At 71.6% G+C, this 12,428-nt stretch carries 13 protein-coding genes; 9 read left to right on the top strand and 4 right to left on the bottom strand.

From position 1 onward, the window contains the following. The first annotated feature begins 179 nt into the window (after positions 1 to 179). From NYF13_RS27325 to NYF13_RS27310, 4 genes are read left to right on the top strand one after another with little or no spacing between them, the layout of a single operon-like run. Positions 180 to 1,721: an NCS1 family nucleobase:cation symporter-1 gene (locus NYF13_RS27325; protein WP_315660630.1), complete on the top strand. Its 1,542-nt coding sequence runs from the start codon at positions 180 to 182 to the stop codon at positions 1,719 to 1,721. After that, positions 1,672 to 2,514, top strand: a complete 843-nt coding sequence (locus NYF13_RS27320) for a nitrilase-related carbon-nitrogen hydrolase (protein ID WP_315660629.1) — start codon at positions 1,672 to 1,674, stop codon at positions 2,512 to 2,514. Before NYF13_RS27325 ends, NYF13_RS27320 begins: the two co-directional genes overlap by 50 nt. Next, the gene (hydA, locus tag NYF13_RS27315) at positions 2,514 to 3,896 is read left to right on the top strand and encodes a dihydropyrimidinase (protein ID WP_315660628.1); all 1,383 of its coding nucleotides are present in this window, start codon (positions 2,514 to 2,516) and stop codon (positions 3,894 to 3,896) included. Before NYF13_RS27320 ends, hydA begins: the two co-directional genes overlap by 1 nt. A 12-nt stretch (positions 3,897 to 3,908) precedes the next feature. Beyond that, positions 3,909 to 4,907: a TIGR03842 family LLM class F420-dependent oxidoreductase gene (locus NYF13_RS27310; RefSeq protein WP_315660627.1), complete on the top strand. Its 999-nt coding sequence runs from the start codon at positions 3,909 to 3,911 to the stop codon at positions 4,905 to 4,907. A gap of 58 nt (positions 4,908 to 4,965) precedes the next feature. Here NYF13_RS27310 and NYF13_RS27305 read toward each other — a convergent pair whose 3' ends face one another. Then, positions 4,966 to 6,198 carry a serine hydrolase domain-containing protein gene (locus tag NYF13_RS27305; RefSeq protein WP_315660626.1) on the bottom strand — a complete coding sequence of 411 codons (1,233 nt, stop codon included), beginning with the start codon at positions 6,196 to 6,198 and terminating at the stop codon, positions 4,966 to 4,968. A gap of 9 nt (positions 6,199 to 6,207) precedes the next feature. Beyond that, positions 6,208 to 7,023, bottom strand: a complete 816-nt coding sequence (locus NYF13_RS27300; protein ID WP_315660625.1) for a siderophore-interacting protein — start codon at positions 7,021 to 7,023, stop codon at positions 6,208 to 6,210. A 124-nt stretch (positions 7,024 to 7,147) separates the two neighbouring features. Between NYF13_RS27300 and NYF13_RS27295 the strand changes: the two genes are divergently transcribed. Continuing rightward, positions 7,148 to 7,291 (top strand): hypothetical protein, encoded by a 144-nt coding sequence (locus NYF13_RS27295; RefSeq protein WP_315660624.1) that lies wholly within the window; start codon positions 7,148 to 7,150, stop codon positions 7,289 to 7,291. On the opposite strand, the gene NYF13_RS27290 is transcribed toward NYF13_RS27295, so the two are convergent. Both NYF13_RS27290 and hemW read right to left on the bottom strand, forming a co-directional pair. Further along, positions 7,281 to 8,201 carry an NADP-dependent oxidoreductase gene (locus NYF13_RS27290; RefSeq protein WP_315660622.1) on the bottom strand — a complete coding sequence of 307 codons (921 nt, stop codon included), beginning with the start codon at positions 8,199 to 8,201 and terminating at the stop codon, positions 7,281 to 7,283. The genes NYF13_RS27295 and NYF13_RS27290 overlap by 11 nt on opposite strands. A gap of 93 nt (positions 8,202 to 8,294) precedes the next feature. Continuing rightward, positions 8,295 to 9,509: a radical SAM family heme chaperone HemW gene (gene hemW, locus NYF13_RS27285; protein WP_396287725.1), complete on the bottom strand. Its 1,215-nt coding sequence runs from the start codon at positions 9,507 to 9,509 to the stop codon at positions 8,295 to 8,297. A 95-nt stretch (positions 9,510 to 9,604) separates the two neighbouring features. On the opposite strand from hemW, the gene NYF13_RS36815 reads away from it, so the two are divergent. From NYF13_RS36815 to NYF13_RS27270, 4 genes are all read left to right on the top strand, one after another. Next, entirely contained in the window at positions 9,605 to 9,757 is a 153-nt protein-coding gene (locus NYF13_RS36815) for a putative leader peptide (RefSeq protein WP_396287724.1), read from the top strand. A gap of 126 nt (positions 9,758 to 9,883) precedes the next feature. Further along, complete coding sequence (locus NYF13_RS27280) at positions 9,884 to 11,572, top strand: nitrite/sulfite reductase (protein WP_315660620.1); 1,689 nt, start codon at positions 9,884 to 9,886, stop codon at positions 11,570 to 11,572. Next, a complete protein-coding gene (locus NYF13_RS27275; RefSeq protein WP_315660619.1) occupies positions 11,569 to 11,727 on the top strand; it encodes an Insertion element protein in 159 nt (52 codons plus the stop codon). The genes NYF13_RS27280 and NYF13_RS27275 overlap by 4 nt, the downstream gene beginning before the upstream one ends. After that, on the top strand, positions 11,724 to 12,428 hold the full coding sequence (locus NYF13_RS27270) for a phosphoadenylyl-sulfate reductase (protein ID WP_315660618.1): 705 nt from the start codon (positions 11,724 to 11,726) through the stop codon (positions 12,426 to 12,428). The genes NYF13_RS27275 and NYF13_RS27270 overlap by 4 nt, the downstream gene beginning before the upstream one ends.

The raw sequence follows: 12,428 nt of genomic DNA, 5'->3' as shown, positions 1-12,428 counted from the left end.
ATCCGGTGGAGGGCTCCGCTCGGGTTTCGTGCACTTTGCGCGAATGCTACCGGCAGATTGTGACCCAGGTCATGCACTCCGGTGGTGGTCCGCGCAATCGACAGACTGCGCCGAGGGCGGGCGATCGGTGAACAGTCTGCCTCTGCCACCCGCGCGCACCCGGCGCGCAGGATTCCGCCATGGAGCCGACCACACGGGTGCACGCCGACGGCCGGGTCGAACTCGGCGACGTCCGGTCCCTGCGGGGCAGCCGGTTCTTCAACGAGGAGCTGGCCCCGGTCCCGATCGGGAAGCGGACCTGGAGCACGTACAACTACTTCGCGCTCTGGATGGGGATGGCGCACAACATCCCCAGCTACGCGCTGGCCGCGTCCCTGATCGCGCTCGGCATGAACTGGTTGCAGGCGCTGATCACGATCACCATCGGCAACCTCGTGGTGCTCGCCCCGATGCTGCTCAACAGCCACGCCGGCACGAAGTACGGCATCCCGTTCCCGGTGTTCGCGCGCGCCTTCTACGGCCTGCGCGGGGCCAATCTGGCCGCGCTGCTGCGCGCGTTCATCGCCTGCGGCTGGTTCGGCATCCAGACCTGGGTGGGCGGCGAGTCGATCTACGTGATCACCAGCCGGCTCGCCGGGTCCGGCTGGCGCGATTCGGCGGTGGTGCTCGGCCAGCACTGGACGCTGTGGCTGAGCTTCGCGGTGTTCTGGCTGGTGCAGATGCTGATCATCTGGCGCGGGATGGAAGCGGTCCGCAAGTTCGAGAACTGGACCGCCCCGCTGGTTTCGGCCGGCTTCCTGATCCTGCTCGGCTACGTGCTGGTCAAGGCGGGCGGTCTCGGCCCGATCCTGGCCGACCCGGGCAAGCTCGGCTGGGGCCCCGGGTTCTGGAAGGTGTTCGCGCCCTCGCTGATGGCGATGATCGCGTTCTGGTCCACGCTCTCGCTGAACATGCCGGACTTCACCCGCTTCGGCGGCAGCCAGCGCAAGCAGGTGCGCGGGCAGATCCTCGGCCTGCCCACCACGATGACCTTCATCGCGGTCGTGGCCATCCTGACCACCTCGGGCGGGCACGTGCTCTACGGCCAGGACATCTGGGACCCGGCGCAACTGGCCGACCGGTTCTCCAGCCCGGTCGTGGTGGTGGTCGCGCTGGCCGCGCTGGTGCTGGCGACGATCTCGGCCAACCTGGCGGCGAACGTGGTCAGCCCGTCCTACGACTTCTCCAACGCCTTCCCCCGGCGCATCACCTTCGCGCTCGGCGGGCTGATCACCGGCGTCGTCGGGATCCTGATCCAGCCGTGGCGGCTCTACTCCGACCCCGGCATCTACATCTTCGCCTGGCTCGGCTTCTACGGCGGACTGCTCGGCGCCGTGGCCGGGGTGCTGGTGGCCGGCTACTGGGTCGTCGCCCGGACCGAGCTGAATCTGAAGGACCTCTACACACCCGGTGGGGTGTACTGGTTCGCCGGGGGCTGGAACTGGCGCGCGGTGGCCGCGACGCTGGCCGGCGCGGTGCTCGCGGTCGGCGGGGCCTACGGCGGCCCGTTCCCGGCCGGCGGCCTCATCCCGTTCCTCAAACCGCTCTACGACTACAACTGGGTGGTGGGCCTGGCCGGCGCGTTCGCCGTCTACGTCCTGACCTCCCGGTCCGTCACGAAGGAGGAGACAAGTGAGCGACCTGGTCCGAGCCGGATTGATCCAGCAGCGGTGGACGGGTGACAAGGACTCGATGATCGAAGGCGCCGTCGAAGCCATCGGCCAGGCGGCCTCGCAGGGCGCCCAGGTCGTCTGCCTGCAGGAGCTGTTCTACGGCCCGTACTTCTGCCAGGTCCAGGACGCCGACTACTACTCCTACACCGAGGCCATCCCCGACGGCGCCACCACGAAGCTCATGCAGGAGGTGGCCGAGCGCCACGGCGTGGTGCTGGTGGTGCCGATGTACGAGCAGGAGCAACCCGGCGTCTACTACAACACCGCCGCGGTGATCGACGCCGACGGCACCTACCTGGGCAAGCACCGCAAGAACCACATCCCGCAGGTGAAGGGGTTCTGGGAGAAGTTCTACTTCCGGCCCGGCAACCTCGGCTACCCGGTGTTCGACACCGCTGTGGGCCGCATCGGCGTGTACATCTGCTACGAGCGGCACTTCCCCGAAGGCTGGCGCGCGCTCGGGCTGGCCGGGGCGAAGATCGTGTTCAACCCCTCGGCGACCAGCCGAGGGCTCTCGGAGTACCTGTGGCGCCTGGAGCAGCCGGCGGCCGCCGCGGCGAACGAGTACTTCGTCGGCACGATCAACCGGGTCGGCGTGGAACCGTTGGGAGACAACGAATTCTACGGCCAGTCCTATTTCGCGGACCCGCGCGGGCAGCTGGTCGGCGAGGCCGCTTCGGACACCGACGAGGAAATCGTCGTCCGCGACCTCGACCTGGGCCTGCTCGCCGAGGTGCGCGACCTGTGGGCGTTCTACCGCGACCGCCGCCCGGACAGCTACGGCCCGCTGACGGAGGCCTGATGACCACGCTCATCCAGGGCGGCCAGGTGGTTTCCCCGGCCGGCGCCGTCGAGGCCGACGTGCTGGTCGACGGCGAGCGCATCACCGCCGTCGCCGCGCCCGGCGTGCTCACCGGCGACGAGACGATCGACGCCGCCGGGAAGTACGTGCTGCCCGGCGGGATCGACGCCCACACGCACATGGAGATGCCCTTCGGCGGCACGCAGTCGGCCGACAGCTTCGAGACCGGCACCGTGGCCGCGGCCTGGGGCGGCACCACGACGATCATCGATTTCGCCGTGCAGGCCAAGGGCACCTCACTGCTGTCCACACTGGACAAGTGGCACGGTAAGGCCGACGGCCACTGCGCCGTGGACTACGGCTTCCACATGATCGTCTCGGACGTCAACGACGCCTCGCTCAAGGAGATGCGGGCCTGCGTCGAGGCCGGGGTGGGCAGCTTCAAGATGTTCATGGCCTACCCGGGCGTCTTCTACTCCACCGACGGCGAGATCCTGCGGGCGATGCAGCAGGCGCGCGAGATCGGCGCCACCGTGATGATGCACGCGGAGAACGGCATCGCGATCGACGAGCTGGCGGCGCAGGCCTACGCCGCGGGCCGGGTCGGACCGGTCGAGCACGGGCGCACCCGGCCCCCGGAGCTGGAGGGCGAGGCGACCTCGCGCGCGATCCGGCTGGCCGAGGTGACCGGCTCGCCGCTCTACATCGTGCACCTGTCCGCGGCGCAAGCGCTGGCCGCGGTGGCGCAAGCGCGTGACGAGGGGCAGAACGTCTTCGCCGAGACCTGCCCGCAGTACCTCTACCTGTCCATCGAGGACCTGGCCAAGCCGGGCTTCGAGGGCGCGAAGTACGTCGCCTCGCCGCCGTTGCGGGAGAAGCCGCACCAGGCCGACCTGTGGCGCGGGCTGCGCACCAACGACCTGTCCGTGGTGTCCACCGACCACTGCCCGTTCTGCTTCAAGGACCAGAAGGAGCTGGGCCGCGGCGACTTCCGCGCGATCCCGAACGGCATCCCCGGGGTCGAGCACCGGATGGACCTGCTGCACCAGGGCGTGGTCGCCGGGGAGATCTCGCTCGGGCGCTGGGTCGAAACCTGCTCGGCGACGCCCGCGCGGATGTTCGGGCTGTACCCGCGCAAGGGCGTGATCGCCGCGGGCTCGGACGCGGACATCGTGATCTACGACCCGGCGGCGAAGCAGACCTTGTCCGCCGAGACGCACCACATGAACGTGGACTACTCGGCCTACGAGGGGTTCGAGCTCAGCGGGAAGGTCCACACGGTGCTCTCGCGCGGCCGCGTCGTGGTCTCGCCGGAGGGCTTCAGCGGGGGCGCCGGCCACGGGAAGTTCCTCTCCCGCGGTCTCAACCAGTACCTGAACTGAAAGGGCTGAAGCGTGGATTTCGGGATCGTGCTGCAGACCGACCCGCCGGCCGCCGAGGTCGTGCGGCTGATGAAGGCGGCCGAGGACCAGGGTTTCCGCTACGGCTGGACGTTCGACTCGGCCGTGCTGTGGCAGGAGCCGTTCGTCGTCTACTCGCGGATCCTGGCCGAGACCTCGTCGCTGGTGGTCGGGCCGATGGTGACCAGCCCGGGCACCCGCGACTGGTCGGTGCTGGCCTCCACCTTCGCCACGCTGAACGACATGTACGGCAACCGCACGGTCTGCGGCATCGGCCGCGGTGACTCGGCGCACCGGGTGGTCGGCCGCCCACCGTCCACATTGGCCACGGTGCGCGACTGCATGCGGGTGGTGAAGGATCTGGCCGAAGGCCGCGAGGTGACGATGAACGACACGGCCGTGCGGATCCCGTGGGTGCGGGGCGGGCGGCTGGAGATGTGGATGGCCGGCTACGGCCCGAAGGCGCTGAAGACCGCCGGCGAGCACGCCGACGGCTTCATCCTGCAGTGCGCCGACCCGGCCATCGCCCGCTGGACGATCGGCGCGGTGCGCGACGCCGCCCGGGCGGCCGGGCGGGACCCGGCCGGCATCACCATCTGCGCCGCCGCCCCCGCGTACGTCGGCGAGGACCTGGCCCACCAGCGTGAGCAGCTGCGGTGGTTCGGCGGGATGGTCGGCAACCACGTCGCGGACCTCGTTTCGCGCTACGGCACTTCGAGCGCGGTGCCCCGCGAGCTGACCGACTACATCCGCGACCGCGAGGGCTACGACTACCGCCACCACGGCCGCGCGGGCAACCCGTCCACCGACTTCGTCCCGGACGGGATCGTGGACCGCTTCTGCCTGCTGGGCCCCGCCTCGGCGCACGTCTCGCGGCTTCAGGAGCTGGCGGAGCTGGGGGTGGACCAGTTCGCCCTGTACCTGATGCACGACGAGCGGGAAGAGACGTTGAGCGCTTACGGGGAGCAGGTGGTGGGGAAGCTGACCGTCTGACGCCGGAGCCCGGTGGATGCCCTCGGCCGCGGTGGAGCGAACGCCCGCGGGCTGCGGCTCAGCCGATCAGGGCCTGGTAGACGAGCTGGCGCAACTGCTGGCGGATCGGGTGCACGCTGGAGGGCAGCAACTGGGTGTAGAACGCCACCGTCAGCTCCTCGCGCGGGTCCACCCAGAACGCGGTGGACGCGGCGCCGCCCCAGGCGTACTCCCCCGCGCTGGACAGGGTCTTCGCCTTCACCGGGTCCTCCAGCACCGAGAAGCCCAGCCCGAAGCCGAAACCGTCGAACAGCATCTCGGCGAACAGCGGGCGGCCGTAGGCTTCGAGGTCGACGTGGCCGGGCAGGTGGTTGCCGGTCATCAGCTCCACCGTGCGTGGTCCGAGCACCCGCGTGCCGTCGAGTTCGCCGCCGCGCAGCAACATCTGCGTGAAGCGGTGGTAGTCGCCCGCGGTGGAGACCAGGCCGCCGCCCCCGCTGAAGGCGTCCGGGCGGACGGTGCCCACGCGGCCGAAGACGTCGTTGCGCACGGCCCGTTTCGTGCCCGGCTCCGGCACGTACAGCGCGGCCAGCCGCTCGGTGTCCTCGGCCCGGAAACCGGTGTCGGCCATGCCCAGCGGACCGAAGACCCGCTCGGCGAGCACCTCGTCCAGCGGCCGGCCGGCGAGCACCTCGATCAGCCGGCCGAGCACGTCGGTGGACACCGAGTAGTTCCACTCGCTGCCGGGCTGGAACACCAGCGGGAACCCGGCGTAGGCGCGGCTGACCGCGGCCAGGTCCATCCCGGCGGGGGTGCCCCACTCGTGCCCGGCCGCGCGGTAGATCGCGTCGACCGGGTGCGAGTGGTGGAAGCCGTAGGTGAGCCCGGAGGTGTGCGTGAGCAGGTGCCACAACCGGATCGGCTCGGTCGCCGGCTCCGTGACCGGAGCCAGCGCCGAGCCCTTGGTGTGGACGCGTGGCCCGGCGAACTCCGGCAGCCAGCGGGAGATCGGGTCGGTGAGGTCGATCAGGCCCTCTTCGACGAAGGTCATCGCCGCCACCGAGGTGATCGGCTTCGACATCGAGAAGATGCGCCAGATCGTGTCGGTCTCCACCGGGGCGCCCGCTTCGAGATCGCGGTGGCCGTGGGCGGCGACGTGCACGATCCGGCCGTGCCGGCTCACCACGGCGAGGTAGCCGGGCAGCCGCCCGTCGTCGACGTACCGGTCGAAATGCCGGTCGATGCGGTGCAGCCGCCCACGGTCGAACCCGGCCTCGGCCGGATCGGTGTCCACCTTGATCTCAGTCGCCATGCGGCGAGATTACGCTTTTTCGCGGGCCCGCTCGGCCGCCTTCTCCTCGCGCCAGGCCTCGTCGTCCTTGCCCTCGCGCCAGTACCCGGACAGGGAAAGCGACTCGCGCGAGACGGCACGCTCGTCGAGCAGGTACCGGCGCAGCTCGCGGACGAACCCGGCCTCACCGTGCACGAACGCCTGCACGTCGCCCTCCCGCCAGGACAGCGCCTTCACCGCCGCGGTGAGGTCGCCGCCCTCGGCCCGGTGCAGCCAGGTGATCTGCGCGTCGGCCTTGGTGGCCAGCGGCTGCTCCTCGGCCGAGTCGGCGACCAGCACGAAAACCCGCGCGGGCGCACCGGCCGGCATGGCCTCGAGCGCGGCGGCGATGGCCGGCAACGCGGCCTCGTCCCCGACCAGCAGGTGCCAGTCCGCGTCGGCGCTCGGCGCGTAACCGCCACCGGGTCCGGCCAGCAGCAGCTCGTCACCGGGCTCGGCGCGCAGCGCCCACGGGCCGGCCAGCCCCTCGTCCCCGTGCACGACGAAGTCGATCACCAGCTCACCGGCGGCCTCGTCGTAGGAGCGGACGGTGTAGGTGCGCAGTCGCGGCGCGTGCTCGCGCGGCAGCTCGGCGCGGACCTGCTGCAGGTCGAACGGCTCCGGGTACTCGACCCCGGGCACCTTGAACACGACCTTCACGTAGGCGTCGGTGAACTCGTTCGGCGAAAAGTCCCGCAGGCCGTCGCCGCCCGCGACGATGCGGATCATGTGCGGGCTGAGGCGCTCCTTGCGGAGGACCTGGAGCCGCACCGCCGGCCTCCCCTTGCGCGCCGGAGCATCGGCCATCGGAAACCATCCTCTTCAGTAAGGCTTACCTAATATCGCCTCCACCGTACGCGCCTCCCACCCGGTTCGACTAGACCGGTTCCGGCTCCAGTTCCGTCGGCGGCACCGCGAAACCGAGCCCTCGGTGGCGTCGCTGTACGCGGACGTCGGATCGGGGAGTCCTGGCTACGCGCCCGGGGAATTCTTCACCGCCGAGGCGAGCGTGGCCCGCTTCGAGTTCGCGCCGGAGGTGGTCGTGACCGGGATGAAGACCCTGGTCAGGGCTTGAGCACGAGCTTGCCGCGGGTGTGGCGCCGCTCCAGCTCGCGGAACGCGTCCTGCACCTGCGCCAGCGGGTAGACGGCGGCGACCGGGACTTCGAGCAGGCCCTTGCCCGCCAGCGCGGCCAGGTCGCGCAGGACTTCGGCGTTCGCGGCGGCCGCGTTGCCCTCGGCCTTGACCCGGTACTTCTCCACGGCGGCGAAGTCGATCACCGTGTTGATGCGCCCGGTGTAGACGCCCAGCCGCAGGGCCAGCTCCACGTAGCCGTCGCCGTAGGTGTCGATGAAGGAGTCCACCTCGCCGTCGGCGGCCACGCGAATCCGCTCCTCGACGCCCTCGCCGTAGGCCACCGGGATCACGTCCTGTTCACGCAGCCACGCGTGGTTGGCTTCGCTCGCGAGACCGATCACGGTCGCGCCGGTGAGCTTGGCCAGCTGCACCGTCAGCGAGCCGACGCCGCCCGCCGCTCCGGAGACGACCAGGATGTCGCCTTCCCGGACACCGACGGCGCGCACGGCGGCGTACGCGGTGGTGCCGGCCACGGCCAGCGCGCCGGCGGCCTCCCAGGAGAGCCCGCTGGGCTTCGGGACCAGCTTCGCGGCCTCGGCCACGACGTACTCGGCGTGGCTGGCGCGGGTGTCCACGAAGCCGAGGACTTCGTCGCCCACCTGGATGTCTTCGGTACCGGGCCCCAGCTCGGCCACGACCCCGGCCAGGTCACTGCCCTGCCCGGAGGGGAAGGTGGACGGCCACTGCCCGGCGAACGCGCCCTCGCGGATCGCGGCCTCGCCGGGGTTGATGCCGGCGGCCTTGACCTCGACCAGGACTTCGCCGGGACCGGGGTGGGGCCGGGGCACGTCCGCGACCCGCAGCACGTCGATCCCGCCGTGTTCGCTGTACCTGACCGCCTGCGGCATGCGCGACTCCCTCACTCGTGGACACTTGCACCAACCAACTATCGGCCGCGTTTATGCCCGCGAGGCGAAAATTCCCGCGTGATCCGGCGTCGGTCAGCCCGCCAGGCGGCGCACGACGCCGTCGGCGAGCAGCCGGCCGCGGTCGGTCAGCACGGCGCGACCGCGACCGTCCAAAGCGGACTGATCCAGCAGCCCCTCGGCCGCGGCGGCCCGCGCCTGCGCCACCCCCGCGGCATCGAGCGCGTCGAGGGGAAGCCCTTCGGCGACCCGGAGTTCGAGCATGATCCGTTCCAGGTGCCGGTCTTCACCCGTCAGCAGTTCACGGCCCGCTTCGGGGCTTTCGCCCTCGGCGAGCCGGGCCGCGTACCGCGCCGGGTGCTTGACGTTCCACCAGCGCACGCCGCCGACGTGGCTGTGCGCGCCGGGCCCGGCGCCCCACCAGTCGCCGCCCTGCCAGTAGCCGAGGTTGTGCCGGCAGCGCGCGGCGTCCGAAGACGCCCAGTTCGAGACCTCGTACCAGCCCAGGCCCGCGGCGGCGAGGGTGGCGTCGATCAGCTCGTAGCCGGTGGCCAGCACCTCGTCGTCCGGGGCGGGCAGCTCGCCGCGGCGGACCCGGCGGGCGAGCGCGGTGCCCTCCTCGACGATCAGCGCGTACGCCGAAACGTGGTCGACCCCGGCGGCGAGCACGGCGTCCAGCGAGGCCCGCAGGTCCTCCGTGCGCTCGCCCGGAGTGCCGTAGATCACGTCGAGGTTCACGTGCTCGAAGCCCGCGGCCCGCGCCTCACGGGCGGCGTCCACCGGCCGTCCCGGCGTGTGGACGCGGTCGAGCACCTGGAGCACGTGCCGGGCCGCGCTCTGCATGCCCAGCGACACCCGGGTGTAACCGGCCGCGCGGATCCCGGCGAAGAACTCCGGCGAAGTCGACTCCGGGTTGGACTCGGTGGTCACCTCGGCGCCGGGCGCCAGCCCGAACACCCCGCGCACGATGTCGAGCACCTCGCCGAGCCCGTCCGCCCCGAGCAGCGAGGGCGTCCCGCCGCCGACGAACACGGTCTCCGCCGCGGGCGGCGCCTCCAGCACCCGCGCGGCCAGCTCCAGCTCCCGGCGCAGCCCGTCCAGCCACGACCGCGGCGAGGCCGCGGAGCCGAGCTCGCCGGCGGTGTAGGTGTTGAAGTCGCAGTACCCGCAGCGGGTGGCGCAGAACGGCACGTGCACGTAGACGCCGAACGGCCGGGTCCCCAGTCCTTCGAGGGCGCTGCGGGGCAGTCCGGCGGCTACGGGCTCGGTGGTCTGGCTGGTCGCGGGCACGACGTCCATTGTCCACCGCGGCCCACCGCGCTCCCGGCCGGTCCGGCGCCGGGCGGGCTTGTACCGGCCCCACCCGGTCGCATTGTCCCCTCAAGATGGGGCTGCTCCCACCATCCGGGCAAGCCTGGACCACATGGTGGACGCGTGGCACGCTCACGGGTGTGAGTCCCGCCGGTGTTCCGCTCGTGGCGCGCCGCCACGTCGACTTGGTGCGCGTGGCCAGCGCGCTCTGCCGGCCGCTCCGCTGACTCCCGACGCCCGACCAGCCCACCACGTCTGGACCGCCGGCGCCGGACCGCCGCGCACCGGCCCGCCCTGATCGAGGGGGCCCGTGCGGTGACCGGTGCCACGACCGCCCCCGGAGGACCCGCCCCATGGCCTCACCCACGCGTGAAACCCCCGCGCCCCGCGCCCGGCCGAAGCGCGGCGAGGGCCAGTGGGCGCTCGGCTACCGGGAACCGCTGAACCCGAACGAACGCGCCAAGAAGGACGACGACCCGCTCAACGTCCGCGCGCGGATCGAGAACATCTACGCCCACCGGGGCTTCGATTCGATCGACCCCGGTGACCTGCGCGGCCGGTTCCGCTGGTTCGGCCTCTACACCCAGCGCAAGCCGGGCATCGACGGCGGCCGCACCGCCACGCTGGAACCCGAAGAGCTCGACGACCGGTACTTCATGCTCCGCGTCCGGCTCGACGGCGGCGTGCTCACCACCCGGCAGCTCGCCGTGCTGGCCGAGATCTCGCAGACCCACGCCCGCGGCACCGCCGACCTCACCGACCGGCAGAACGTCCAGTACCACTGGATCCGGATCGAGGACGTGCCGACGATCTGGCAGAAGCTGGAGAACGCCGGCATGACCACGATGGAGGCCTGCGGCGACAGCCCGCGCGTCATCCTCGGCTCCCCCGTCGCCGGCATCGCCGAGGACGAGGTGATCGACGGCACCCCGGCGATCGAGGAGATCAAGCGCCGCTACCTCGGCGACCCGCGCTACTCGAACCTGCCGCGCAAGTTCAAGACCGCGATCTCCGGCCAGGCCGACGTGGCGCACGAGATCCACGACATCGCGTTCGTCGGGGTGCACCACCCCGAGCACGGTCCCGGCTTCGACCTGTGGGTCGGCGGCGGACTGTCGACCAACCCGATGATCGGGCAGCGGCTCGGTGCCTGGGTGCCGCGCGAGGAGGTGCCCGACGTCTGGGAGGGCGTGATCAGCGTCTTCCGCGACTACGGCTACCGGCGGCTGCGCGCGCGGGCCCGGATCAAGTTCCTGGTCAAGGACTGGGGTGCGGAGAGGTTCCGCGAAGTCCTCGAATCCGAGTACCTCGAGCGCAAGCTCGTCGACGGCCCCGCGCCCGAGGTGCCGCCCGCCCCGATCGACCACGTCGGCGTGCACGAGCAGGTCGACGGCCGTTACTACGTCGGGGCCGCGCCGGTCGCCGGGCGCGTGAACGGCGAAACCCTGCTGGCCGTGGCCAAGGCGGCCGAGCGCGCGGGCTCCGACCGGGTTCGGCTGACCCCGCAGCAGAAGCTCGTGGTCCTCGACGTGGCCGGGTCCGAGGTGCCGGCCCTGGAGCGCGAGCTGGCCGAGCTGGGCCTGCACACCCGGCCCTCACCGTGGCGGCGCGGTGTGATGGCGTGCACCGGGCTGGAGTTCTGCAAGCTGGCGATCGTCGAGACCAAGGCCCGGGCCCGGGCGCTGGTGGCCGAGCTGGAGACGCGGCTGGCCGGCCTCCAGGGCGATCTCGACGCCCCGGTGAGCGTGCACCTCAACGGCTGCCCCAACTCCTGCGCCCGGATCCAGACCGCGGACATCGGCCTCAAGGGCCAGATCGTCACCGACGCCGAGGGCCGGCAGGTCGAGGGCTTCCAGGTGCACCTCGGCGGCGGGCTCGGCCTCGACGCCGGGTTCGGCCGGAAGCTGCGCGGGCACAAGGTCACCGCGAGCGAGCTGACCGGCTACGTCGAGCGGGTGGTCCGCGCCTACCTCGAAGGCCGGGAAAGCGGCGAGCGGTTCGCGCAGTGGGTCGCCCGGGCCGAGGAAAGCGTGCTGCAGTGACCTCGACCGAGCGCGCGGTGCCGTACTACTGCCCGTTCTGCGGCGACGAGGACCTGCGTCCCGAGGAGACCGGCGGCTGGCTGTGCACCGGCTGCCGCCGGACGTTCTCGGTGAAGTTCCACGGACTGTCCCTACCGGAGGTGTCACGCGGATGACCGCCACAGCGGATTACCGGGATCACCGGACCCTGGCCGAACGAGCCTCGCGGGAGCTGGCCGACGCCACCGCCGAGCAGGCGCTGCGCTGGACGGCCGAGACGTTCGGCGACGACTTCATCGTGGCGTCCAACATGCAGGACGCGGTGCTGATCGACCTGGCCACCCGGGTCAAGTCCGATGTGGACGTGCTGTTCCTGGAGACCGGCTACCACTTCGCGGAGACCATCGGCACCCGTGACGCGGTGCAGACGGTGTACCCGGACGTGCGCATCGTGAACGCCCGGGCTGAGCAGAGCGTCGCCGAACAGGACGCCGAGTACGGCGCGAAGCTGCACGACCGCGACCCGACGCTGTGCTGCAACCTGCGGAAGGTGGTACCGCTGCGCCGGACCCTCGGCGGCTACTCCGCCTGGGTCACCGGTGTCCGCCGGGTCGACGCGCCGACCCGCGCGAACACCCCGATCGTCACCTGGGACGAGCGCAACGGCCTGGTCAAGGTCAACCCGATCGCGCCGTGGACCGACGAGGAGTTCGCGGGCTACATCCGCGAGCACGCCATCCTGGAGAACCCGCTGGTCGCGGTCGGCTACCCGTCCATCGGCTGCGCCCCGTGCACGGCCAAGGTCGAGCCGGGGCAGGACCCGCGCAGCGGCCGCTGGGCCGGCCAGGCGAAGACCGAGTGCGGACTGCACGGCTGA

The sequence above is a fragment of the Amycolatopsis sp. PS_44_ISF1 genome (assembly GCF_032335455.1).
Classification (GTDB): Bacteria; Actinomycetota; Actinomycetes; order Mycobacteriales; family Pseudonocardiaceae; genus Amycolatopsis.
The sequence above is the reverse complement of the archived record's forward strand: the minus strand, read 5'-3'. Positions and strand labels throughout refer to the sequence as shown.

Coding starts and splice junctions, on each gene's coding strand:
- NYF13_RS27325 (WP_315660630.1), top strand. CDS start 180: ATGGAGCCGACCACACGGGTGCACGCCGACGGCCGGGTCGAACTCGGC.
- hydA (WP_315660628.1), top strand. CDS start 2,514: ATGACCACGCTCATCCAGGGCGGCCAGGTGGTTTCCCCGGCCGGCGCC.
- NYF13_RS27305 (WP_315660626.1), bottom strand. CDS start 6,198: ATGGCGACTGAGATCAAGGTGGACACCGATCCGGCCGAGGCCGGGTTC.
- NYF13_RS27300 (WP_315660625.1), bottom strand. CDS start 7,023: ATGGCCGATGCTCCGGCGCGCAAGGGGAGGCCGGCGGTGCGGCTCCAG.
- NYF13_RS27290 (WP_315660622.1), bottom strand. CDS start 8,201: ATGCCGCAGGCGGTCAGGTACAGCGAACACGGCGGGATCGACGTGCTG.
- NYF13_RS36815 (WP_396287724.1), top strand. CDS start 9,605: ATGGGGCTGCTCCCACCATCCGGGCAAGCCTGGACCACATGGTGGACG.
- NYF13_RS27280 (WP_315660620.1), top strand. CDS start 9,884: ATGGCCTCACCCACGCGTGAAACCCCCGCGCCCCGCGCCCGGCCGAAG.
- NYF13_RS27270 (WP_315660618.1), top strand. CDS start 11,724: ATGACCGCCACAGCGGATTACCGGGATCACCGGACCCTGGCCGAACGA.